General features: G+C 38.5%; 24 protein-coding genes and 1 riboswitch. Of the genes, 1 reads left to right on the forward strand and 23 read right to left on the reverse strand.

The features are described 5' to 3' along the window. Window positions 1–134: 134 nt before the first annotated feature. From CRN97_RS03790 to CRN97_RS03885, 20 genes are all read right to left on the reverse strand, one after another. Window positions 135–596, reverse strand: coding sequence for a hypothetical protein (locus tag CRN97_RS03790; RefSeq protein WP_097075930.1), 462 nt, complete (start codon window positions 594–596; stop codon window positions 135–137). Continuing rightward, the gene (locus tag CRN97_RS03795; protein WP_097075931.1) at window positions 593–2,137 is read right to left on the reverse strand and encodes a DUF4153 domain-containing protein; all 1,545 of its coding nucleotides are present in this window, start codon (window positions 2,135–2,137) and stop codon (window positions 593–595) included. The genes CRN97_RS03790 and CRN97_RS03795 overlap by 4 nt, the downstream gene beginning before the upstream one ends. A 2-nt stretch (window positions 2,138–2,139) precedes the next feature. Then, window positions 2,140–2,352: a helix-turn-helix domain-containing protein gene (locus CRN97_RS03800; RefSeq protein ID WP_033152907.1), complete on the reverse strand. Its 213-nt coding sequence runs from the start codon at window positions 2,350–2,352 to the stop codon at window positions 2,140–2,142. 17 nt (window positions 2,353–2,369) lie between these two features. Continuing rightward, complete coding sequence (locus CRN97_RS03805; protein ID WP_242942691.1) at window positions 2,370–2,846, reverse strand: DUF2975 domain-containing protein; 477 nt, start codon at window positions 2,844–2,846, stop codon at window positions 2,370–2,372. A 170-nt stretch (window positions 2,847–3,016) separates the two neighbouring features. Next, window positions 3,017–3,751 (reverse strand): nucleoside/nucleotide kinase family protein, encoded by a 735-nt coding sequence (locus CRN97_RS03810; RefSeq protein WP_097075932.1) that lies wholly within the window; start codon window positions 3,749–3,751, stop codon window positions 3,017–3,019. A 5-nt stretch (window positions 3,752–3,756) separates the two neighbouring features. Next, window positions 3,757–5,439, reverse strand: a complete 1,683-nt coding sequence (locus CRN97_RS03815) for a phospho-sugar mutase (RefSeq protein ID WP_090394786.1) — start codon at window positions 5,437–5,439, stop codon at window positions 3,757–3,759. Window positions 5,440–5,510: 71 nt separating this feature from the next. Continuing rightward, window positions 5,511–6,794: a bifunctional folylpolyglutamate synthase/dihydrofolate synthase gene (locus tag CRN97_RS03820; RefSeq protein WP_097075933.1), complete on the reverse strand. Its 1,284-nt coding sequence runs from the start codon at window positions 6,792–6,794 to the stop codon at window positions 5,511–5,513. Then, window positions 6,794–7,312 carry a folate family ECF transporter S component gene (locus CRN97_RS03825; RefSeq protein ID WP_033152900.1) on the reverse strand — a complete coding sequence of 173 codons (519 nt, stop codon included), beginning with the start codon at window positions 7,310–7,312 and terminating at the stop codon, window positions 6,794–6,796. The genes CRN97_RS03820 and CRN97_RS03825 overlap by 1 nt, the downstream gene beginning before the upstream one ends. 64 nt (window positions 7,313–7,376) lie before the next feature. Further along, window positions 7,377–7,472: riboswitch (THF riboswitch) on the reverse strand. A gap of 105 nt (window positions 7,473–7,577) precedes the next feature. Continuing rightward, window positions 7,578–8,264 (reverse strand): 5'-methylthioadenosine/adenosylhomocysteine nucleosidase, encoded by a 687-nt coding sequence (locus CRN97_RS03830; RefSeq protein ID WP_097075934.1) that lies wholly within the window; start codon window positions 8,262–8,264, stop codon window positions 7,578–7,580. 112 nt (window positions 8,265–8,376) lie between these two features. Continuing rightward, window positions 8,377–8,838 (reverse strand): S-ribosylhomocysteine lyase, encoded by a 462-nt coding sequence (locus CRN97_RS03835; RefSeq protein ID WP_097075935.1) that lies wholly within the window; start codon window positions 8,836–8,838, stop codon window positions 8,377–8,379. A gap of 13 nt (window positions 8,839–8,851) precedes the next feature. Continuing rightward, the gene (locus CRN97_RS03840; protein WP_044936349.1) at window positions 8,852–9,403 is read right to left on the reverse strand and encodes a DJ-1 family glyoxalase III; all 552 of its coding nucleotides are present in this window, start codon (window positions 9,401–9,403) and stop codon (window positions 8,852–8,854) included. Between the two features lie 100 nt (window positions 9,404–9,503). Continuing rightward, complete coding sequence (locus CRN97_RS03845; RefSeq protein WP_044936351.1) at window positions 9,504–9,863, reverse strand: hypothetical protein; 360 nt, start codon at window positions 9,861–9,863, stop codon at window positions 9,504–9,506. A gap of 144 nt (window positions 9,864–10,007) precedes the next feature. Then, the gene (locus CRN97_RS03850; RefSeq protein ID WP_044936353.1) at window positions 10,008–10,931 is read right to left on the reverse strand and encodes a SufB/SufD family protein; all 924 of its coding nucleotides are present in this window, start codon (window positions 10,929–10,931) and stop codon (window positions 10,008–10,010) included. Then, a complete protein-coding gene (locus CRN97_RS03855) occupies window positions 10,931–11,671 on the reverse strand; it encodes an ABC transporter ATP-binding protein (protein WP_097075936.1) in 741 nt (246 codons plus the stop codon). The genes CRN97_RS03850 and CRN97_RS03855 overlap by 1 nt, the downstream gene beginning before the upstream one ends. 192 nt (window positions 11,672–11,863) lie before the next feature. Then, complete coding sequence (locus CRN97_RS03860; RefSeq protein WP_074790923.1) at window positions 11,864–13,282, reverse strand: amino acid permease; 1,419 nt, start codon at window positions 13,280–13,282, stop codon at window positions 11,864–11,866. 147 nt (window positions 13,283–13,429) lie between these two features. After that, window positions 13,430–14,995, reverse strand: coding sequence for an ABC-F family ATP-binding cassette domain-containing protein (locus CRN97_RS03865; protein ID WP_097075937.1), 1,566 nt, complete (start codon window positions 14,993–14,995; stop codon window positions 13,430–13,432). A 17-nt stretch (window positions 14,996–15,012) separates the two neighbouring features. Continuing rightward, the gene (locus tag CRN97_RS03870; RefSeq protein WP_097075938.1) at window positions 15,013–16,956 is read right to left on the reverse strand and encodes an ATP-dependent helicase; all 1,944 of its coding nucleotides are present in this window, start codon (window positions 16,954–16,956) and stop codon (window positions 15,013–15,015) included. Between the two features lies 1 nt (window position 16,957). After that, a complete protein-coding gene (locus CRN97_RS03875) occupies window positions 16,958–17,677 on the reverse strand; it encodes a LiaF transmembrane domain-containing protein (RefSeq protein ID WP_097075939.1) in 720 nt (239 codons plus the stop codon). Next, on the reverse strand, window positions 17,674–18,135 hold the full coding sequence (locus tag CRN97_RS03880) for a LytTR family DNA-binding domain-containing protein (protein WP_097075940.1): 462 nt from the start codon (window positions 18,133–18,135) through the stop codon (window positions 17,674–17,676). The genes CRN97_RS03875 and CRN97_RS03880 overlap by 4 nt, the downstream gene beginning before the upstream one ends. 92 nt (window positions 18,136–18,227) lie before the next feature. Continuing rightward, window positions 18,228–19,058, reverse strand: a complete 831-nt coding sequence (locus tag CRN97_RS03885; protein WP_097075941.1) for a hypothetical protein — start codon at window positions 19,056–19,058, stop codon at window positions 18,228–18,230. Window positions 19,059–19,275: 217 nt separating this feature from the next. On the opposite strand from CRN97_RS03885, the gene sstT reads away from it, so the two are divergent. Then, window positions 19,276–20,529, forward strand: a complete 1,254-nt coding sequence (gene sstT / locus CRN97_RS03890) for a serine/threonine transporter SstT (protein ID WP_097075942.1) — start codon at window positions 19,276–19,278, stop codon at window positions 20,527–20,529. A gap of 53 nt (window positions 20,530–20,582) precedes the next feature. Here the strand turns inward: sstT and CRN97_RS03895 are convergent, their stop codons facing one another. The 3 genes from CRN97_RS03895 to CRN97_RS03905 form a co-directional block, all read right to left on the reverse strand. Then, window positions 20,583–21,473 (reverse strand): hypothetical protein, encoded by an 891-nt coding sequence (locus CRN97_RS03895; protein WP_097075943.1) that lies wholly within the window; start codon window positions 21,471–21,473, stop codon window positions 20,583–20,585. A 43-nt stretch (window positions 21,474–21,516) separates the two neighbouring features. Continuing rightward, window positions 21,517–22,008, reverse strand: coding sequence for a GNAT family N-acetyltransferase (locus CRN97_RS03900; RefSeq protein WP_097075944.1), 492 nt, complete (start codon window positions 22,006–22,008; stop codon window positions 21,517–21,519). Between the two features lie 141 nt (window positions 22,009–22,149). Then, the gene (locus CRN97_RS03905; protein WP_097075945.1) at window positions 22,150–23,133 is read right to left on the reverse strand and encodes a sugar ABC transporter substrate-binding protein; all 984 of its coding nucleotides are present in this window, start codon (window positions 23,131–23,133) and stop codon (window positions 22,150–22,152) included. Window positions 23,134–23,145 lie beyond the last annotated feature (12 nt).

Consider the following 23,145-nt stretch of genomic DNA (forward strand, 5'->3'; position numbering starts at 1 on the left):
ATTTCATTCCATTGAAATAAGCGCCTTCCTTAGCTTCCCTATTGAACTATTACGTATAGAATATCGGGTATAAGCTTTTTTATTTTAATATACAAACTGCACTAAATTCTGCCAATATATTTGGCCTTGAATACTTAATCGATTCTTCTTCTGTAAATTATTCTTTCACTCTCATATTGAACATATCTAACATCCTCAGGATCGAGAAAATCCCATTTTTTAACTGTTATTATGCCATCACTATGACTAGTTTCTATTCCTTTCTCTGGATTAACCTCGGTACCTAAAGCAACTAAATACATCCAGACTACAAATATTAATCCTCCTATTACAGCACCCATTATAATAAACAGGTTTTCTAATGCATTAAATCCCTCTGATTTTTTAGTTGCCTTATGCCTTAAAATATAGATACATAAAAAACCTATTCCTAATATCCACATGAACAGAACTAATTCATATAAATCCATATATATAAATTCTCTCAGTTCTAATTTTTTTGGCACACTGTGCAAAAGTATATATAATACTACAGATAGAACTGCAAGCACTTCAAAATATATTGTCACAAATCGTTTAAAAGAGTCTTCTTTCATTTCGCATCCTCAAATACTTTCTCTGCTCTCCAATATGAATAGTTGAACTTTCTTATGCTGCCATCATATCTGCTTTCCCAATAATACATAAAAACACGATCTTTATATAGATTAAGTAACTCCTCATCCGACTGAAATGCTGGAAGTGCATCCAAAGACAAGCATTCTGTTACATATGATGTAATTGATTCGTATGAAGTATCATTTCCATCCACATGTGCCAAATCATACTTCGCTATCTGATAATCAGGATTAGCAAATGCAAATGCTAAGTAAGCAACAGTGATTGTTACCATGGCAGCTTTGAATACTGGAAAATCTGATTTATACAAGCCAATAATCAAATATGCAAGCCAAAGGCTAAGTACACAAAGGAACCAAAGTACAAACAATCTAAGGAATGTAAGCGTATACGCTCCGATGTATAAAATCATTCTCATTGCAGAAGATGCAATCATTATGTATGTGCAAATGCCGATGATAGACAGAATGCATGTTAATAATTTATTCTTTGCAAAGATTCTTGAACAAATTGATACAAGCGCCACGTTAATCAAGCATACTGCAAGCAACTGGTAAAAACCTTCGTGAGCATATGATGCGTATGTGTAACCAGCTGGTAATGTCATGCTTCCTGTAAATAGGAATAATACCTGTATCAAGCAGAAAAGAAGATATACTAAACCAAGTAAAACAGTGAATGTAATAGCTATAAGCGGATTTGTGTTTCCCTGCTTTGCTGGACCGATTCCAATTTTCTTCTTGTATAAGGAATTTGGAATTATATATGCGCAAATAAATGAGATGCACAAAGTTAATACTATTCCAACAATGTCTCCAAAGTTATCTGGTAGGTGTATGCCCTCAAATACTTTTTCTAAAATGCGGCTGAACACTGCATCTGCTGACACAAGCAAGCTAACAACCACTGCAAGAAGCGGAACTGCAACAATAAGTCCAATAAGAACTGCCATAATAGCATTCTTTTTTTCTTTACTTGTCTCACTGCCTCTTTCCTTTACAAAAAGTGCAAAGTCCTGAAATGGCCATGCAATATTAGCAAACGGTCTCACCATTGTAAGTGCGATTCCGCCAAGCCATCCAACTATATCCCAGCCAGTAGTATCAATGTAAAGCTGCATGATAAATGAAAAGAATAGTAGGAATATAGCCAATCCGCTAAGCCACTGGATGCTATAGCTTGTAAACATGCACTTTGTGACTGACAGTAAAAACAGCGAAATCACATAAAATAAATTTAATCCTACTTTTCCATTTTTGTCTTTCAGGAATGGTAAATCATCTGACTTTCTGACTGCATATATTAAGCCAAATGTTATGACCATAAATATTGGATAAGTGATTCCAGATTTATTCTTGTACAAGCAAAACGTATATACGATAGCAAATACAAGAGATAATAATCCATATTTTCTGAAGCTCTTTGCATCGCCTTTAACCTGTGCCTGCACTGGGGCTTCTAAAACAATATTTGACATACTTGGTTCATTATAATTATTTTCTCTAGCGGTGTTATCCATAACTATTCCTCCTCATCCACAACGTATTCCAATATGTCCCCCGGCTGGCAATCCAATGCTTTGCATATGGCATCCAAGGTTTCCAGCCTAACTGCCTTTGCCTTATTGTTTTTTAGAATTGAAAGATTGGCATTTGTGATTCCAACTATTCCTGCCAGCTCAGTCAATCCAATTTTTCTTTTTGCCATCATGACATCTAAATTTATTACAATCATATTTTCACCTGAGCTTTCTATATAGTTAAATCATTTTCCTGCTTGTAACTAACAGCTCTTTCAAACACTCGAGCTAAAACCTTGCTGAATAATCCTGCAAAGAAGAATACTCCTGCCACTACAACAGCCGAAGGTGTGAAATATACGAAGCAACGAAGTAGCTTCACTCCTGTGATTACAAATGCGTATGTTCCCATCTTGTAAAGACTAGTAACATTTTGCATTACAAAGCAATCATCCTCTATAACAGTTTTCATCATCTTTCTAAGCTCAAACAGAATCAAAAGTGCTGAGCCGCCAGCTACCATAATGGAAACAACTGCATATGGATAATGCTCTAAAATCTTTGCATACTCTGTTGTCTCGCCAAGAATCTTAATTGTAAGATTTACTGCATATTTCAGACCAAATGGAACGGCCACTTCCATCACTGCTCCTATGAAAAAGCATATGTCCAAAATCCTTTTTACAAATACATTTAATTTATTGTTCATTGTATGCCTCCAATGCATTTCATTTCTTAACTTAATTTTGTTATATCACTCTTGTTTTTGTTTTGCAACAACTTTTTATCGATTTGCGATAAATAATTTCTGTTTTACATTTATTCCAAACAAAAAAAAACTCATCCCCTTTTATAAGGGATGAGCTAAAAACTCAATTATTAAATTACTTTATACTCATTGTTTTCCAGGATTTCCAGATTTAAGTCTGCTTTCTTGGAATGGTGTAAAACCTCTAGGGCATTGCGCATATCTGAGTATTCTACAAACTTCTTTGCTGCTTCCAATGGAGTGTTCTTTGCTTTGCGCTCCACCAATCTACTTCGAAGCATATCCTCATCTGCGGAAATGAAAATAGTGTAGTCTGCCATACTTGAAATGTCCTTCCAACCATCTTCATCCAAAAGCAGATAATTGCCTTCCAGAAGCACTATATCTGAGTCAATCTGGATTGTGTCTTCCACGGGATTGTGGAGATTTCTGTCGTAGGTTGGCCAGCCGCATTTTTCGCCACTGGCTACTAGCTGTACGCGCCTTGAAAGAGCATCCAAATCGAAGGTAATTGGCGCGCCCTTTATCTCCACCATTTTGATTGTCTTTCCATCTCTGACAGTTTCATGACTAAGTAAGTAGTCCTGATAATGATGAAATCCATCCATTCCAATTGTCTGGATTTCCTTCACCCCATCTGTATTCTTAGACAAATACTCCAGAAAATCAAGAAGCGTACTCTTGCCGGCACCAGGAGGCGCTGCAAGCATCACAAGTATCCTCCGCCCCTTCTCCTGCTGCATAGCCGTGAGACGTTTTAATAGTGGCACAAATATTTTGTCTATATTCTCTTCACTATAATACGCCTCCACATCATACCCGTTTATATTTGCTGAATAAATCATAGGCGTTATTTAAATAAAGGTTTTAAAGCTTCAGCAAGCTTGTCCTTCATTGCCTGTGCTTCAGCGAGGTCTTTTCCTTTTGTGGTGAAGTAAGTCTTGATCTTTGGCTCTGTACCTGAAGGACGTACAACAACTGTGCATCCATTCTCAAGGCCGTAGATAAGAACATTTGAAGAAGGAAGTCCTGTCTCTGCTGTGTTCTTGTAATCTGTAACCTTTGTAACAGCGATACCTGCAATATCCTTTGGTGGATTCTCACGAAGTGATGTCATGATACCAGCCATTGTGTCCATACCTGAAAGGCCTGGGAACTCAAATGAATCTACCTTGTTGAGATAACGGCCATACTCAGCATAAATCTCCTCAAGACGCTGCTTGATAGAGCTGCCGATGCTGCGATAGTAAGCAGCCATTTCGCAGATAAGCATTGAACCGATAACTGCATCCTTATCACGAACATAAGGACCTGCAAGGTATCCATATGACTCCTCGAATCCAAAGATAAATCTATCTACTTCTCCATCAGCCTCAAGACCGGCAATCTGATCACCAATCCACTTGAAACCTGTAAGAACTGAGCGAAGCTCTACACCATAGTGCTCTGCAACTGCATCAGCAAGTGGTGTTGAAACAATAGACTTAACTGCTACAGGATTCTTTGGCATTGTGCCCTTTTCGATACGTCCTGCTGCAATGTAGTCAAGAAGAAGTACACCAACTTCATTACCAGAAACAAGCTCATAGCTTCCATCTGGGCACTTCATAGCAATACCAACACGGTCTGCATCTGGATCAGTAGCAAGCATTAAATCTGCTCCCTCTTTCTTTGCAAGCTCAAGACCAAGCTCAAGTGCTTCAAAGATTTCTGGGTTTGGATAGCTGCATGTTGTGAAGTATCCATTTGGATATTCCTGCTCTGGAACGATTGTGATATCTGTGATACCGATATCGTTAAGTACGCGTGTAACTGGAACTAAGCCAGAGCCATTAAGTGGGCTGTAAACAAGCTTGAGGCCAGCTGTCTTGCAAAGACCTGGACGAACCTGTCTGTCTTCGATTGCTGCATAAAAAGCATCCTTGCAGTCATCACCTACGAATTTAATAAGTCCCTTCTCAACGCCCTCTGCAAATGACATGTATTTAACGCCATTAAGAATATCTGTCTTTTGAATCTCTGCATAAACGATAGCTGCTGCATCGTCTGTCATCTGGCATCCATCTGGACCGTATGCCTTGTATCCATTGTATTTAGCAGGGTTATGAGATGCTGTAACCATAATACCTGCATTGCATTTATAGTAACGTGTAGCAAATGAAAGTGCAGGAACTGGCATAAGTGCATCGTAAATACGAACATTAATACCATTAGCTGCAAGAACACCTGCTGCAGTCTTTGCAAAAACATCACTCTTGATACGAGAGTCATAACTAATTGCTACTGTCTGGTTGCCGCCCTGAGTCTTAACCCAGTTTGCAAGTCCCTGTGTAGCCTGACGAACTACGTATACGTTCATGCGGTTTGTACCTGCTCCAAGTACACCACGAAGTCCTGCTGTACCAAAGGCGAGTGCTACTGCAAATCTGTCTTTGATTTCTTCGTCATTCCCCTCAATCTTTAATAATTCTGGCTTTAAATCTGGATCATCAAGATCAGCTGCAAGCCAACGCTTATATTCATCATTGTACATAATTATTTCTCCTCCATATGTCCTTAACTGTTATAATTTTAAGTTTTCCGGTTAGTGGTGTCAACCTAACCTTAGGCTTTGTCATATAGGGATATTAGATATAAAGAGCCTGCTAAGCATACAACATCAGACTGCTTTTTTATATCTTCAATGGTAGATTTTGAATCTAGAGGCTCAGCTTCAATTCCTCTTTCTTTTAACATCCCCGCCAACGCCTGTGGCTTCATTGTCCTTGGATTTGGCACAGCCACTGTGTAGCACTTCTTCATGATTGGAACCAGTGTATCTATTATCACATCCACTTCTTTGTCAGCAAGGATTCCTAGTACAAAAGTAACCTTTTTACCTGGAAAATAAGTTTCCAAGGATTCTCGCAAAACCTTTGCTCCCTGGCGATTATGCCCGCCATCAATCACCACAGGCGGGTTGTCTGATAGCAATGTAAAACGGCCAAACCACTTCGTATTTGCGATACCTTTTCTTATGGACTCCTCAGTAATATGGTATCCCTTCTCCATAAGCTTTCTTGCTGCTGCCATAGCCACCGCAGCATTATCTATCTGATATGTCCCAAGCATTGTAGTTTCATATTGGAGCCCCTCTGATACACCAAAGCTCTGGCCATGGATATCTCTTGAAATAATCTGCGCTTGTTCTACAAAGTCCAACGGTGAATTTACTGATTGGCAGGTATCTCTTAGCACCTTCTGAACCTCTGGCTCCTGGGTAGCACTTACAACTGCTGTACCAGGCTTTATGATTCCAGCTTTTTCAGTAGCTATTTCCGTTAGCGTATTTCCAAGTATAGTCATATGGTCGTAGCTGATAGGGGTGATGATAGAAACAAGTGGAGCCGGTATTACATTTGTTGTATCCATTCTGCCACCCATACTTACTTCTAAGAGCACAATCTCACAACCCTTTTTCAGGAAATACATAAATGCCATAACAGTCAGAAATTCGTATTCGCTAACAAAGACTCCATCTGCTGCAAGTTCATCGTAAGCTGGCTTTACCTCTGAGAACACCTTAGCAAATTCTTCATCAGAAATATCGATGCCATTTACCTTAAACATTTCGTTGTATCTATATAAAAATGGTGAAGTAAAGGCACCCGTAACAACGGATGCCTCATTTAAAATACTTGCTAAATATGATGTTGTGGAACCTTTACCATTTGTTCCAGCTATATGGACATATTTCAGTTTATTCTGAGGCTTGTCTAATTTTTCCAAAAGCATTAATTCTGCATCTAAAGAGAAATAATCCTTCTTGGCTCCTCCACCCTTTGGTGGAATAAAATGGGGCATGTTTTTGAAAAAATCTACGGCCTGAGAATAACTATATTCTATCATTATCTTGCGAACTCTCCTATTCTTGTTCTGCCAAATGCTTTGACGATTGAATAATAAATCACTGACATGATAGGAATCATGATAAGTTCCTTTGGAAGTCGTGCCATGATTGTTGCAAAATAACCGTTCTGGAAATATAAAACGTCCAGCCAGTAGCTGTTTAATATAATTCCAACTACTATAGTGTAAACAACCTGAGTTGCCAACACTCTTGCAAATGTAATCTTTTTGTTGTGTAGCATTAGTCCAAAGATAATACCACCAACAATACTACTAAATGTGAATCCTGGGAAGAATGGACCTGTTGGCTTAACTAGGTAGCCACCGATATCTGTGATTCCTCCTACAACTCCTGCTACAGCAGGTCCAAAAAGCTGACCTGCCATCTCAATTGGCAAAGCGCCAAATCTGATTTCTATCAGCTGATTGATTGGTATTTTGAAAAATCCCAGTACAATTCCAAGTGCTGATAACATGGCTGCAGCTGTAAGTGTTTTTGTGTTAGTTAGTTTCTTCATAAAAAATACACCTCCTTTGCAGTCTCCTTTTGTCTACAATGAAGGTGTAATAAACCTCGTATGTAGCAGCGGGATGCGACCATAAAACCGCGGATAATCCTTCGTCCATCTGCCAACTCCCTGTGCAAACGGCACTTAACGCTTTACAGTCTACTCTGCATTTCTTGTTAATAGTTGCCTAGATTATATGTGTATTCCACATAAATAGCAATACCTATTACAGAAAAAATCTCCTTCCCGTAATAGGTATAAATTATAGCCAATATTATTTAAGTTTCTCAATTACATCCAAAACGATTGCAATTGACTGCTCTGCAGCCTTACCTGCGAATGTGTTGTAATCCATTGCACTTCCATCTGCATCTGAAATAGAACGGATAAGTGTAAATGGCACTTTGTTTACGTAGCATGTTTGAGCAATGCTTGCGCCTTCCATATCTGCTGCGATTGCATCGAATCTGTTTCTGATTGTCTCACGCTGCTTGTTTGTATCTACAAATAAATCGCCTGATGCGATAACACCAACCTCGTAATTGATGCCTCTTGCAGAAAGTACATCTGTAACATTCTTTCTAAGATCGGCATCTGCTTCAAAGTTGATTACATTGATACCAGAGATAAGTCCTAATGGATCACCTACTGCTGTTGTGTTCATATCATGCTGAACAGCTGACTCTGCAACTGCCACATCAAGCACCTTAAGTGTAGGTACAAGTGAACCTGCTACTCCGATATTGATTACATGGTCTACTCCAAAATGAAGCACCATAATTTCTGTACAAATAGCAGCGAATACCTTACCGATTCCGCTAACTGCTGCAACTACAGGCACGCCGTTAACTTCACCTTCAATAAAGTTTACACCACTGATTGTTGATGTCTTATGATTCTTAATGCTTGGCTTGAGATTCTCTATCTCAATCTGCATAGCACCGATAATTCCTAATTTCATATAATCCTCCTAGTTTATTTCTCGGAAGTTACATACACAAGCCTTAGTATTTCTCCACTCGACTACATGTCTCGCTTGAGAAATCTAAGAGCTTGTGTATTACTTCCTAATCTTAATCTGGATAAGTGAATTCCATATTTGACCACGCATTAAGTACGTCTAGATATCGCTGGCACTCTGTTTTAGCGAGCTGAATATCCAGGTTCTCATAGTGGCCACACTCAATTGCACTCTTTCCGAATACGTCTCCCTCGTGGTCTACTGTCTGCTTGAAAACTTTTTTAACTACTTCGAATGTCTTTTTAGAATCTACTCCCTTAATTACAAGATAGAATCCGGTCTGGCATCCCATTGGTCCAAAGTAAATTACATGGTCCGCGATTTCTGAGTTACGCATATATGTTGCAATCATATGCTCCACTGAATGCATAGTCGCATTATCCATATAATCACCTGCGTTTGGCTTACGAGTACGTAAATCGTATGTGATTATATCTCCATCATCTACACGAGAAATGTAGAATCCAGGAGTGAGTACATTATGGTTAATTGTAAAACTTTTAATCTTTTCCATTTTAAACCTCGTTTTAATTATTATACACAATAGCCTGTGCTAGCTTATTTGCAACATCCTCACCCTTGAATGTCTTTACAATCTCAAGTGCGAATGGAATTGCTGTTCCCATACCACGGCTGGTAATGATGTGACCATCGTGGCAAACACTGTCAGTTGAAACATTTGCTCCCAGCAAATCTCCTTCCATTCCTGGATAGCATGTGGCTTTCTTTCCTTCAAGAAGTCCTGCCTTTCCAAAAACTGTTGGCGCTGCGCAAATAGCTGCAAGCCCCTTCTTTGAAGTGTTAAATCCATGTATCTGATCCATGAGAGGCTCACAAAGCCCAAGATTTAATGTACCTGGCATTCCGCCTGGAAGCACTATCATATCTGCTTTTTCAAAGTCAGTATTTTCTATCAGCTTATCACAGTATGTTGTGATTCCATGAGCTCCAGGAACCTTTTTGTTGCCTGTGATAGAAACCATGTCTATTTCAATATCAGCACGTCTCAGAATATCAACAACTGTAAGTGCTTCTATTTCCTCGTGACCTTCCGCCATAAATATAAGAACTTTGCTCATATCCGTTACCTCCCTGCTATTATCATATCAACTAAAATCTATGATAACACAAAAGAAGCCGAATTTCTCGGCTTCTTTTATCATCTACTTAATATTAAATTTATGCGTATGCATCAAATCGGCTTCCCGCCATTCCATAGCTAGCGCCTACACCTTTCATACTGTAGCTAGTATTGTTTGATGAGAACTGCATTGCTATGTTATTAAATTCATTTGAAACCTGAAGGGTTTTCTTTTGTCTCTCCAGTGGATCAATCTGAATCGCCTGGTCGTCTACATCCTGTACCTGGGCATTAGGGTACTGAACAGGAGATGCCCCATTCACCACTCCACTTTGCTTGGTAGACTCAGTATTGTAAACATCGGAAAAATCTGCATCATTATCAACTGCATAATTCATTGGCTGAACTGATGCTACATTTCCATATGAACCTATTCCCATAATTGGTGAAATCGCCATACTCATTCCCTCCGTGCTTTTTCATAATATCATGATTATGATTTTCAAAACCAAAAAACACAATCTTTATAAAGTAAAATCACAGAGAATTCATTGATACACATGATGCCAAAATATGTAGCTGGAAGTATCTACTTTCCGCTTTTATCTAAGGAATCCTGCCACAATTTGTTCTTCTGCCTCTTCTTCTGTAAGTCCTAGTGACATAAGCTTAATAAGCTGGTCGCCAGCAATCTTTCCGATGGCTGCCTCATGGATAAGTGCAGCATCCACATTCTTTGCATCAAGACGTGGAATAGCAACTACATGTGCATTCCCCATGATGATAGCATCGCAAGCTGCGTGTCCATTACAAGCAGTGTTACCTTCGATTGCTACTTCAAAAATCTGCTCAGAATCATCCTTTGCAACAGAACGAGAAACAACGTCTGCGCTTGAACCCTCTCCGTTAAGAGCAACCTTGTAATCTGATGTAGCTTTCTGTGTGCCATGTGTCATAAGAGCTTCATGGATAAGAAGTGTCGCTCCTTCTGCAAGCTCAGCAACATTTGTACGGACTGTAGAATCAACACCCTTAATCTGAACCATCTCCATCTCTACATAGCTGCCTTCTTCCTGATATACATTAGTTACAGGATTGAGGATTCTGGCACCTTTGCCATCGCCCTCGCCATAATGCTTTTCTACGTATTTAACCTTAGCATTCTTGCCAACGTGGAATGTGTGAATACCATCGTGCTGTGAGTCCTGGTCTCCGCAGTTGGAAATACCGCATCCTGCTACGATAGTAACATCTGCTCCTTCTCCAACATAAAAATCGTTGTATACCATATCCTTAAGTCCACTCTCTGTAAGAACTACAGGGATGTGAACGCTTTCGCCCTTTGTACCTGGCTTGATAATAATATCAATACCTGGCTTATCTTCTTTTGTAACGATGTCGATATTTGCTGTTGTATTTCTACCTGCGCTTGTACCGTTTGCACGGATATTGTATGCGCCCTGTGGAATACCATCTAAATCAGCGACCTCATGTAAAATGTTCTTTTGAATTGCATCTAAAGCCATTACTGGTCACCTCCTAACTTTTCGCAAGCAATATTCGCTGCTGCAGATGTACCTAAAAGTTCAGGAAGGATTTCATCCTTTGGTCCCTGCTTCTTAACCTTACCATTTTCGATAACAACGATTTCATCGGCGATATTTAAGATACGCTCCTGATGAGAAATAACAATGATTGTTCCGTTGATTGTCTTACGCATGTTCTCGAAAACCTTGATAAGGTTCTGGAAACTCCATAAATCGATACCAGCCTCTGGCTCATCGAAAATTGAAAGCTTTGTACCACGTGCAAGAACTGTGGCGATTTCGATACGCTTAAGCTCTCCACCTGAAAGTGAGCCATTAACCTCGCGCTCAACATAGTCCTTTGCGCAAAGGCCTACTCGTGAAAGATATTCACAAGCTGCAGCAACTGAAATGTTTTCTCCTGCTGCAAGACGTAATAAATCAATTACTCTAATTCCTTTGAAATGAACAGGTGCCTGGAATGCAAAACTAATTCCACGCTTTGCTCTTTCAGTAATATTCTTCTGTGAAATGTCCTCACCATCAAGAATAATCTGTCCTGATGTAAGTTGGTTTACACCCATAATAAGCTTTGCAAGTGTTGACTTACCACCACCGTTTGGTCCTGTGATAACGATAAACTTTCCATCCTCTACTGTGAGGTTAAGATTATCAATGATTTCTTTGGTAGTGTCACCCTCATCTTCAACCTTGTAACACAGGTTTTTGATTTCTAGCATATTTCTACTCCTAACTCTATAAAACTCTCCCTAACTACTATGCCAGTAGCAGTTAGGCACAACTAATTCGATTGCACAAAATTAATCGAGCTTTATTATATTACCACGTTTTGCTCTGTTTTTTTATTAAAAATTTATTAATAAAGGGCTACTGAGAAACATTCTCAGTAGCCCTACATTTTCATTAACTAATTAATTGTTCGCTTTTTCCTTTTTAGCAATCATTGGTAAGATTACGCCAAGTGCTGCAAGCACGATTGGTGTAAGGATGTTAAGGAATGTGTTGAATAAATCTCCCTCAACATACATACCAAGTAAGCAGCTAGCTGCTGTTACGAAGAAGCACCAGCATCCAGCGAAGATTGCAATACCCTGATTCTTAACAAACTTGTACTCAGGATTGAATTTCTCACCAGCCTTACGGAGCATGATGTATGCGAAGAATACCCAAAGGTAACGAAGTGGCATACATACTGAGTTAAGCTTTGTAAGCTGCTTAAGAACTACTGCTGCACCAGGAACGAATGACTGGATAAGGATGATAGCACCTGAAAGAACTGCAACCATCTTGATACCATTTACATAAGCACCTGCATCGTTCTTCTTGAGAAGCTTAGATGGGATGAACTCTCTAGCATCCTCATTGTCAAGAAGCATACGAAGTGGAGCATCAATTGAAATAACAAGTGTTGAAAGCTGACCGATAGCATTGCAAAGTGCATATATAATCATGATTGAATTTCCAACATGATAGTACTGACCAAGCTTCTGGAATGCCCAGTAAGAACCATTTGAATTGTATGCATCAAAGTTTGCATTGATTTCAGCTGGATCAAACATCATTCCCATAGCGATAGTACCAAGAATAGCACATACCATAACCATGACAGCAAGTGTAATCATTGCCTTAGGGAATCCCTTTGAAGGGTTCTCTACCTTGTTAACATATGGGGAAATCTTCTCACATCCACCTACTGCAAATACAAGGATTGAAAGTGATGTGAAGTACTTAACATTAAACTGTGGAATAAGTGTCTGTCTTGTAAATTCCATTGATACATAATCAGCATGAGGATTGATTGCAGGTGCTGCAAACATCATGATGATGTAAAGAATAGACATAACAAACATTGATGTACCTGCGATTGTAGCAAGCTTCTTAAGTGGGTTAAGACCACGAGATGCTACGTAGCAGAATAAAATCAAAATAGCGAATGTAACAAGCTGAACTGCAAGAGTTGGGAAGCTATCGTAAGTTTCACCATTTCTGAAGATTGCCCAGCTAAGAGCCTTTAAGCCACCTGATGACTTAGAAGCGATGTAAGTGATGTGGCATGCCCAGTATGTCCAACCTGCATAGTAAGCTGCCTTTGCACCAGTTGTTCCGAAGATCCATGAGCTGACACCTCCGCCTGATGTCTTGAATGCTGAACCAAGCTCACCTACCATAAGTGCGTATGGCACGAAGTAGAGTGCAAACATAAGAATCCAGCTAAAGATGCTCTGGATGCCGTTAAAGTAGATAAATCCGTTTAAAACGTTTCCGAATCCCCATACAGTGGAAAACGCCATAAACGCAAGTGTAGACCACTTGATTTTTTTTGAATCCATTAATTAAATGTCCTCCCTTTTTTCTTTATCGGTTTAAAGCGAATATCAGTATTATACAGCATCTCTTTAAAGAATTAAATCAAGAATTAAATATTCAGACAATTCGCTTTAGCACTTTAAACGGCTCATCTATTTATTAAATTGTAATTATATAGTTTTTGTAGTCCACTGACTGCAATCCCAAACGTCAGTGGCAAGGCCCTCATAAAACTCCGGCTCATGGCAAACCATAAGGATACTTCCGTTGTATTCCCTAAGGGCACGCTTTAATTCATCCTTTGCATCTACATCCAAATGGTTTGTAGGCTCGTCCAAAAGAAGAAGATTTGTCTCACGATTTAAAAGCTTGCAAAGACGAACCTTTGCCTGCTCTCCTCCTGAAAGGACTCTACACAAACTTTCAATGTGCTTTGTTGTAAGACCACATTTTGCAAGTGCCGAACGAACTTCATTTTGATTGTAAGATGGGAACTCATTCCAGATTTCCTCTATACATGTTGTGGAAATGTGCTGATCCATCTCCTGCTCAAAATATCCAATCTCCAAAAACTCTCCCTGATAAACTGTTCCAGAAAGAGGTGGAATAAGACCAAGAATACTTTTTAACAGAGTGGTTTTTCCTATACCATTTGCACCGGTAAGTACAATCTTTTGCTTGCGCTGCATTTCCAGATTAAGAGGCTTTGAAAGTGGTTCATTTTTATCGTAGCCAATAATCAAATCCTTTGTAGAGAAGATTACACGGCTTGGTGTTCTTGCCTCTTTAAAATAAAACTCTGGCTTTGGCTTTTCTGCTGCAAGCTCAATGACATCCATCTTATCAAGCTTCTTCTGACGTGACATAGCCATATTTCTTGTGGCAACATTTGCTTTATTTCTTGCAACGAAATCCTTAAGCTCTGCTATTTCCTTTTGCTGACGGTTGTAAGCAGCCTGAAGCTGACTTTGCTTCATAGCATAAACTTCCTGGAATTTATCGTAATCACCAACATAACGGTTAAGCTGCTTGTTATCCATATGATAAATAAGATTGATTACAGAGTTAAGGAATGGCACATCATGGGAGATAAGAATAAATGCATTCTCATAGTCGTTCAAATATCTCTTTAACCACTCAATATGCTCCACATCTAAATAGTTTGTAGGCTCGTCCAAAAGAAGGATGTCTGGCTTCTCCAAAAGAAGCTTTGCCATAAGCACCTTTGTACGCTGTCCACCTGAAAGTTCTGTAACATCTTTATCAAGACCTAGCTCCAAAACTCCAAGGGCTCTTGCAACCTCTTCAACCTTTGAATCGATCATGTAAAAGTCATGCATAGTAAGAAGATCAGCAATGGTTCCTGCCTCTTCCATGCGCTTATTCATCTCGTCATCGTCTGTGACCTCACCAAGACTAGCGTAGATATCATTCATCTCCTGTTCCATCTCGTAAAGGAAGTCAAATGCTGAGTGAAGCACGCTGCCAATTGTCATGCCCTTTTCAAGTACTGTGTGCTGGTCCAAATATCCAACACGAACCTTTTTTGGCCATTCAATCTTGCCTTCGTCAGGCTGAAGCTTTCCTGTGATGATGTTCATGAATGTAGACTTACCTTCACCGTTTGCACCAACAAGACCGATATGCTCGCCCTTCAATAATCTAAATGAAACATCTTCAAAAATGGCTCTATCTCCAAAACCATGGGATAAGTGTTCAACGTTTAAAATACTCATATATTACCTTTCTATCTCTAACTCTGCTTACGCATTCTACTTAAATATGATGAGGCGGCTGCCGTATAAGAAACGGCGGGCGCTTTTACCTCTGCCTTTATTGTTTCTTCTTTTTGTGGCCTCAGCTCATTTATAAATACTGATTGCTTATCAGTGTATTTGAAGATTGTAAGCTTTTCTTTTGCTCTTGTTATTCCTACATAAAAGATCCTACGCTCTTCTTCAAAGTTTTTCTTGTCTTGAGCTGTTGCCCTTGAATTAGCCCTAATAACCTTATTAGGAAAGACTCCATTTATTGCATCTATTAGAATAACATTCTCATATTCCAAACCTTTGCTGGAATGAATAGTTGAAAGAATGAATTTAGCACCTGGTGTATATTGTTTTTCCTGAAGAATCATTCTGAGCTCATTCAGTCTATTCAGGAATGATGGAATATCCTTTTCCTGCTTTGCTATCATCTTTAATATAAAGACTTTGTTGTTATCTATGTTGTTGGAAATTAGATATTCCCCGTAGCCCATAAACTTTTCGATTCGATTTATGGCCTTATATGGGTTCTCACTGGCCATGTTCTTAAAATGAGTTCTAAGGGATCTGCAATTTCCAAGCACATGTCCATTAAGATTTAGAAGCTCTGCTGCATCTAGTATTCCTGAATGATTTCTCTCTGCAAGCTGACACATTTCAATTGCATCTTTCTTACTAAGGTAAGTCTGGAATTTGAAATATATCTTCATAAATATTTCTTCATCCATAGGAACAAATGCAAAGCGAAGCATGTTTACTATATCTATAACCACTCTGTTTGTGAAGAAGGCCATATCTGCATTTTTTATGTTGTATGGAACACCTTCTCTTTCCAACAGATCTACAAGTGGCAAAACACTTTCATTATCTCTGTATAAAACAGCTGTCTTTCGATTTATTTCTTTCGCTAAGCCCAGTAAATAAGAATACTGCTTCTCACGTCCAAGCTTTACGAACTCAATATCTGTTGATGCCGCTTTAGTTGCACAGATGTGCTTTTTATGTCTGTCTTTGTTGTGCTGGATGAAAATATCCGCCGCCTCTACAATCCTTGCGTTAGAACGATAATTCTTATCCATCACAAGCACCTTTGCTCCTGGATGCTCATTTTCAAAGTTAAGAAGTGCATCAGGGTAGGCTGCTCTGAATCCATAGATACTTTGATCCTCATCGCCTACCATGAAAAGATTGCCCTTAGCACCTGCCAAAAGTGCAATAATCATATGCTGAATTTTGGAGGTATCCTGAGCTTCATCTACACAAATGTATTTGTAGATTTCTTGAAAATGATTAAGTACTACTGGCGAGTTCTTAAGCATTCTATATGCGTACATCATCTGGTCATCATAATCCATCATGTTGCGCTGCTTAAGCTCATTATTGTAGGTCTTGTAAATCTTTATTAAATCAATCCCTTCATCCTTGCCTAGCTTCTTAATCTCATCATCGGAAAGGTACATATTTTTGCAATATGTAATAAGCGTCCTAACTCCTTTGATATCACTATCTGTAGGGTATTCTCCAACTACATTTACATATATATTTGTCAGAAGCTGTCCTGTAAACTTTTCATCGGTACACAATTCAAATGGGTCTTTTCCAATCATTCGACCATAATATGCAATTATCTTTGCACATATCCCATTGATTGTTCTAAACTCCAGCCTATCAGCAAGCTCTGGCCCGAATATACTTATAAATCTTTCAGACATATCCTTTGTGGCTGCCACCGTGTAGGTAAGGATCAATATGTTTTCCGGTGCAATATCCATGCAATAAATCATATACCCTAGTCTGTTTACCAGCACTGTGGTCTTACCACTTCCTGGCACAGCAAGAAGCAGCACAGGCCCTTCTACTGTCTGTACTGCTTCTAATTGTGCAGGATTTAATTGTTTTGTATATCTATCTAAAAACTCTTTTTCTGTCATATTACTCAAAATAAAAATCTATTGTTCCCATGCCATTGTCTACATTGGCTGTAACAAGTGGCAATGATGTATCATTAGAACATTCTCCATGCATATTAATCTTGCCCATGCCATTATCACAATTGAAACTTACTCTAAAGTCCTTTGGCATGTATATTGTAAGGGCGCCTAAGCCATTATCGATATTAAGTATTGCTCCTTCTGGATCAATTGTACAGTTATTGAGATATACTGTGAGCTGTCCAAGAGCATTGTCAATATTACCGCATTTAAGATTTTGAACATTTACATACTGACTCTTTGACCCCATATTGTTATCCAAATCAAATGTGCCGTCGCCTTCTGAATATTCATCACTCATAGAACCATCTACGGCTTCATGGCACTTATCTTTAATAACACTAATCTTTGGCTTTTTATCGAATATCATAGAAAAACCGATACCAATCAAAACAAATGCTAAAATAATGACAATATAACTAACATTTTCAAGGCCAAGCTCTTTTTGGAATAAACATGCTGCTATACCCATTGGGAAGAATACACCAAAGAAGCTTTTTTCCATAAGTGCTTCGATAACAACTAGTGCAAGTATAATGCACATTCCTATTTTAACCAGTGGAAACGCTGTAAACGCTCCTGTTTTGCTAAGTAATAAACAAACAGCAAATGCAATTATTGCAAGACCTCTTGCTATAGCTTTAATTCTATAATCTTTCATCTTTTTATCCTCTTTTCATCCATGATTTCTAACAGTGCTTTAATGTAGTTTCTTGATGCATAAGCTTTTTTAGTGGCATTTCTAAATGAAATCTCACTTGCTCCGGTGATATTCTTCTTAATTGATGAAATCAACTCCGTATTTACGATAGTTGATTTAGACACCCTTAAAAAATATCTCGGGAGCATTTCTTCAAGCTCATATAGTTTTTGTCTAATCCTGTAGATGGATTTCCCCGTGTGGATTGATATGTAGTTGCCATCAGCCTCCATGAATAATATTGTTTTGACTTCCACATAATACTCCGTGTCATCAATATAGGCTGATATTTTCTGGCCCCAAGTCTGCTTGTTTGACAACAGTCGCTGCAGCTCTAATATCTCATCTGTTATCTCACGGCAGTGAATGGTTATCATATCCTGCTGTAAAGAATCATCTACGTCAATATTTATCTTCATAACTATTGGCGCCTCCTATGGTTTATATTCTACATATCTGATACTTCAAAACAACAATTTGGGATAAGAGGTGAAATATTATTTATGACGAGTTAAAAATCTTCGAGATTTGTAACCTCATCAATAAATATCTCATTATTTTCGATTGGTTTCTTTTTAGTTTTCTTTGGTTTTCTTTTGCTAAAATAAGCCTCTACCACGAAGTGCAAAATAAAGATTGCGACTATAATGTATAGGTGGCAGAAGAAGATATTTGTAATAACGCCATTATGCTTTAACAAATAAGCTGATGAATATCCCCTTAGGCAAAGTAGTCCGAGGAATGTAAGCCCCATAATCATGATGGGTATATTCTTAGCAGCATCTTTTATGCAATTCAAAAAATCTTTGAAGCTGGCATCAAAATATACAAATCGGCCTATCATCAAGGTTAAGAAATAGGTTATGAACATATCATAATTATTATCTTCATATATAAACTTAATATAGCAGAAGATGATAATCATATAGAGCATTCCTGTAAGTCGAATAGAGGCCATCTCACTTTTATTAAGACGTTTCAGCTTCACCAAGACATGGTCGCAAAATGTATTCAAAAGGATTGATATTATCATGAAAACTAACAATAAATAATCCTTATAGCTAGACCAAAATACAAAAAAAGGTCCTGCGGTTACGAATCTATTGATAAGATAATATGCGGCCATAAATCCTATAATGCTTCCGCCTGAAAAAATCAGCTCATAGAATCTTTCTGTCAAAGAGAAAAACTCATGCTGCATCTTACGAGGATTTTTGAAGCGACCCTTTGAGTAAATATAAAATACAGCATAAACAACTGCTAGTAATACCAATGCTAATACTAAGAAAATAATACAATCTGGTAATGTAAAATAATGCTTTACATATTCTGCGTAACTCATATTCAGCCTCCATTATTTACAAATAACTCATATTACGTTTCAAACATTTTAAATTTTATCAAACCTCTCCCTATTTTTAAATGTTACTTATTGTTAGAAATAATTCAATTTATGCTTTATTTTTTTATACTCTATTTACTTTAACGAGTTAAAGCGTTAAAATATCACTTAATTAATGCCTTGGTATAAGGTAAATAAACTAATAGGGAGTTCTTATATGAAACTAGTAAAAGCGTATAATAGCGTAAGTCTTATTATTAGGATTTTATGCGGATTATTGATTGGTGCAGTCCTCGGACTACTTTTTGATAATCTCCAGGTTGTTTCACTTTTAGGTACTATTTTTGTTGGCGCTTTGAAGGCTGTTGCACCTGTACTTGTATTCGTGCTTGTTGTATCTGCCCTCGCTCAGGGAAATGACAAGCTTGATAGAAGATTCGGTCTTGTTATCATCCTTTACATGGTCAGCACATTTTTAGCATCAGTGGTTGCTGTTGTAGGAAGCTATGTTTTCCCACAGACAATCATGCTTAGTGAAGCTGCCGAAGCAGACACTGTTCCTACTGGTGTAGGTGAGGTTCTTTCAAATCTTCTCGTAAACATGGTTGGCAATCCTATCGGCGCTATTGTAGATGGTCGTTATATCGGTATCCTTTTCTGGGCTGTTGTTCTTGGCCTTGCCTCTAAAAGAGTTGCTAGTGACAACACAAAGAAGGTAATGGAAGATTTTGCAAACATCGTTTCACTTGCTGTTAAATGGATTATCAATCTTGCTCCATTTGGTATCATGGGACTTGTTTATTCAAATGTTTCAACAAATGGACTTGCAATCTTTACTGACTACGGAAAGCTATTAGCTCTTTTAGTTGGATGCATGCTTGTTGTTGCACTTGTAATTGATCCACTTCTTGCAGCTATCGTACTTCGCACAAATCCTTATCCACTTGTATTCAGATGCCTTAAGGAATCAGGTGTGACCGCGTTCTTTACTAGAAGCTCTGCTGCAAACATTCCTGTAAATATGGAGCTTTGCGAAGCACTTGGCATGGACAAAGAAATGTATGCTGTATCAATTCCTCTTGGCGCTACAATCAACATGGACGGTGCAGCTATCACTATCGCTGTTATGTCCCTTGCTGCTGCCAATACTGTTGGTATCCACGTATCATTTGCAACAGCTCTTATCCTTGCATTCATTGCTACTCTTGCAGCTTGCGGTGCCTCTGGTGTTGCTGGTGGTTCATTGCTCCTTATCCCAATGGCATGCTCATTGTTCGGAGTTAACGCAGATGTTGCTATGCAGGTTGTTGCCGTAGGCTTCATCATTGGTGTAGTTCAGGATTCTGTTGAGACCGCTCTTAACTCTTCAGGCGATGTAATGTTTGCCGCTACTGCAGAATACTCACAGTGGAAGCGTGATGGTAAATCTCTTCCAACATTCCTTGGTGGAACTACTAAAGTTGATATCTAATTCTGTCTAGATATATTAAAAGCTCACCCCTTTATGAGGTGAGCTTTTTGCTTTTAGAATAAATCTAATGAGCTGTCTAAATAGATTTCTTCTCTGACTATAAGCTGATATTCTGGCTTAACCATGTAGTAGAGAATGAATTCTAATACTATCGCACTTCCCAGACTACGTCCTTCTATTTTGAAATTAGAAAATCCCATTGGCATGTATGTGTTTTGAATATCATCAATACTAATGAAACCCGGATTGTTCATTGCATCTGAGAATCGGTATCCTCTTTTAGCCTGAGGAGATTGACATATGTGATCCTCGCAATCCTCGCCAAGGCTTTTACGGCTAACATTCTCATAGCATTCTTTTCTATCTGTGCAGCCAAATGAGCAACATTCATTGCACAGAAATTCCACTTTGTCTTTCTGAATTGTGGATAACTGCCCCAGTTTATCAAGGGACTTGTTCAAACGAAAGTCCGGAACTACATATTTGAAATCTTCTCTATTAAGTTCTGCCTCTAAGTCTTTAAAATCTGTAAGGACCTTTGTGGTTGATGACACAAAGTAATACTCTGGATAGTTTTGCTTTATGTAATCCATAAGTAAGTCGGAGTATATGATAATACCGTTTTGGGTACCAGTCTTTTCAAATAACTCACACAGCCTGTTGCATCGCTTATCTGTTAGATGCTCTTCTCTGATTAATGAATTACTAAATGTAAGTCTAGCGGATATGTCGTATTCTCTCAGTAACTTGATTACATCAGTGGCCTGTTCGTCTCCAAATCCAACACGGCCGCCGCCCCACAAGCAATCTGCTGGAGCACCATAGATTGAGCCTATTTCACACCAGTCATAAAAATACTCTCTGTGGTCCCTGAATAACGGTAATAGAACTTTATAAAACTCATAAAATTCAAATAGCCCTGGTAAATGATAATATGCTTTCATTCTTGCTCCTAACAATTTTTTCTATGGCAATTATAGCATTTATTTAGCTTATTCTTGTGTAGTATTTTGTATCATCTTCATGATGAATATACGCTCCGTTTGCAAGCTGCGCTTTGAGACTTGGGGTGTTGTCTTTGTTTACTGATAAATAAACCTCTTGTATATCCTTCTTTCTAGCTTCCTCAAGGGCTAGCTTTAATCCCTTTGTAGCATATCCCTTGCCTCTATATGCTCTTCCTACACCATAACCTATGTGTCCTGAGCCTTCCCTAAGAGCATCGTTCAAACAGTGTCTCAGGTTAAAGATTGCCACATACTTATCCTCATCCACTAAAACAAAAGTAGTATCTGGCACAAATCCTTCAGGAAGATTCTTTCCCATGGACCAGTCTCTTTTTATCTCTATCCATTCAAGGAATTTGTCATAATCGTAGCCATATACCGGATTCAAGAAGCCATTCTCATCTGCCTCAAATGTCATAAACAACTCGTAAGACTTTTTGTAGTCTGAATCCTGTACTCTAATTAGTTCCATAAGTGTATCCTCCTGTTGCAAATATAGTTTTGTCATATCAAATGATATGAAATAAAGGTGTCCGCTTTATTAGCAGACACCTTTATTATTTTGTGGAAGTATACATCTATATCCTTGAATAGTCAAGCTTTTTCCTAATATTTATAGATAGTCTTTTGCATTCGATGCATCAACACTTTCAAATGGAACCCAAAGATGTAATTTATCACTTGAAATAGATTCAAAATCACTTATGGATCCGCCATTTGCAAGTTCTATTGCTGCCTTTGCAGCCTCCGCTCCCTGAGGTGCTGCTGGCTGATATACTGTAAATACCATCTCTCCTGCCAAAATAGCCTCGCAACCATCCTGTGTAGCATCAACACCTAAAATTGGCATATCACTAAGATTAATATTATTATCCTGGCACGCTTGGATTGCACCTCTTGCCATGGCATCATTATTGCAAACTATTATGTCAAATTTTATGCCTTTGCTTACTGCAAAGTTTACATATTTTCTTGCAGTATCTGTATCAAAATCAGCAAAGTCTTCGAATACATAGTTTATCTTTTTACCACTGGCATTAAGACCTTCCTTTAATGTTTTAGTTCTTCCTACTGTTGCCGAATGTCCATCAATGCCCTTCAATAATAATACATTGATTTCATCCTTTGATGAAAACATGTTCAAAATGTATTCTGCCTGAAGCTGTCCAGCAACACCTTCATCTGATGCACAGTAAATATATTTATCCTCTTTTAAAGTGGCATCATCAGGTGCATTATTACAGAAGATGATAGGTAAGTCCCCAGCTGCTGCCTCTAATTGTCTAGCAGTAGTCGCATCCTCCGCTATACACATTATTGCATCATAACCATTGCTTTGGGCTGACTTTATAGATTCTATCTGCTTCTCCAGAGAATTCTCTGCATAATCACACTCTACTACGGCACCTACACTTTCTGCATATTCCTGTGCCCCCTCAGCTAATGTATCTCTAAATGCATTTCCTTCTTCCTGCGAATATGTAAACAGTATTTTTACACCACCACCGCCAGATGAGCTGCCTTTTGAAGAAGATAATCCACAACCAGAGATGCATACTGTAACTAACAAAATTAGTGATAATATTTTCTTTCTCATCTCGATTACCTC

Source organism: Pseudobutyrivibrio ruminis DSM 9787 (genome assembly GCF_900218035.1).
Taxonomy (GTDB): Bacteria; Bacillota; Clostridia; order Lachnospirales; family Lachnospiraceae; genus Pseudobutyrivibrio; species Pseudobutyrivibrio ruminis.

Bases quoted from the DNA above. Each gene is read 5' to 3' on its own strand.
- CRN97_RS03900 (WP_097075944.1), bottom strand. From the start codon at position 22,008: ATGGAACTAATTAGAGTACAGGATTCAGACTACAAAAAGTCTTACGAG.
- CRN97_RS03840 (WP_044936349.1), bottom strand. From the start codon at position 9,403: ATGAGCAAAGTTCTTATATTTATGGCGGAAGGTCACGAGGAAATAGAA.
- CRN97_RS03845 (WP_044936351.1), bottom strand. From the start codon at position 9,863: ATGGCGATTTCACCAATTATGGGAATAGGTTCATATGGAAATGTAGCA.
- CRN97_RS03895 (WP_097075943.1), bottom strand. From the start codon at position 21,473: ATGAAAGCATATTATCATTTACCAGGGCTATTTGAATTTTATGAGTTT.
- CRN97_RS03875 (WP_097075939.1), bottom strand. From the start codon at position 17,677: ATGAAAGATTATAGAATTAAAGCTATAGCAAGAGGTCTTGCAATAATT.
- CRN97_RS03885 (WP_097075941.1), bottom strand. From the start codon at position 19,058: ATGAGTTACGCAGAATATGTAAAGCATTATTTTACATTACCAGATTGT.
- CRN97_RS03850 (WP_044936353.1), bottom strand. From the start codon at position 10,931: ATGGCTTTAGATGCAATTCAAAAGAACATTTTACATGAGGTCGCTGAT.
- CRN97_RS03860 (WP_074790923.1), bottom strand. From the start codon at position 13,282: ATGGATTCAAAAAAAATCAAGTGGTCTACACTTGCGTTTATGGCGTTT.
- CRN97_RS03835 (WP_097075935.1), bottom strand. From the start codon at position 8,838: ATGGAAAAGATTAAAAGTTTTACAATTAACCATAATGTACTCACTCCT.
- sstT (WP_097075942.1), top strand. From the start codon at position 19,276: ATGAAACTAGTAAAAGCGTATAATAGCGTAAGTCTTATTATTAGGATT.
- CRN97_RS03820 (WP_097075933.1), bottom strand. From the start codon at position 6,794: ATGATAGAATATAGTTATTCTCAGGCCGTAGATTTTTTCAAAAACATG.
- CRN97_RS03800 (WP_033152907.1), bottom strand. From the start codon at position 2,352: ATGATTGTAATAAATTTAGATGTCATGATGGCAAAAAGAAAAATTGGA.
- CRN97_RS03865 (WP_097075937.1), bottom strand. From the start codon at position 14,995: ATGAGTATTTTAAACGTTGAACACTTATCCCATGGTTTTGGAGATAGA.
- CRN97_RS03870 (WP_097075938.1), bottom strand. From the start codon at position 16,956: ATGACAGAAAAAGAGTTTTTAGATAGATATACAAAACAATTAAATCCT.
- CRN97_RS03805 (WP_242942691.1), bottom strand. From the start codon at position 2,846: ATGAACAATAAATTAAATGTATTTGTAAAAAGGATTTTGGACATATGC.
- CRN97_RS03790 (WP_097075930.1), bottom strand. From the start codon at position 596: ATGAAAGAAGACTCTTTTAAACGATTTGTGACAATATATTTTGAAGTG.
- CRN97_RS03795 (WP_097075931.1), bottom strand. From the start codon at position 2,137: ATGGATAACACCGCTAGAGAAAATAATTATAATGAACCAAGTATGTCA.
- CRN97_RS03880 (WP_097075940.1), bottom strand. From the start codon at position 18,135: ATGAAGATAAATATTGACGTAGATGATTCTTTACAGCAGGATATGATA.
- CRN97_RS03855 (WP_097075936.1), bottom strand. From the start codon at position 11,671: ATGCTAGAAATCAAAAACCTGTGTTACAAGGTTGAAGATGAGGGTGAC.
- CRN97_RS03810 (WP_097075932.1), bottom strand. From the start codon at position 3,751: ATGATTTATTCAGCAAATATAAACGGGTATGATGTGGAGGCGTATTAT.
- CRN97_RS03830 (WP_097075934.1), bottom strand. From the start codon at position 8,264: ATGAAATTAGGAATTATCGGTGCTATGCAGATTGAGATAGAGAATCTC.
- CRN97_RS03825 (WP_033152900.1), bottom strand. From the start codon at position 7,312: ATGAAGAAACTAACTAACACAAAAACACTTACAGCTGCAGCCATGTTA.
- CRN97_RS03815 (WP_090394786.1), bottom strand. From the start codon at position 5,439: ATGTACAATGATGAATATAAGCGTTGGCTTGCAGCTGATCTTGATGAT.
- CRN97_RS03905 (WP_097075945.1), bottom strand. From the start codon at position 23,133: ATGAGAAAGAAAATATTATCACTAATTTTGTTAGTTACAGTATGCATC.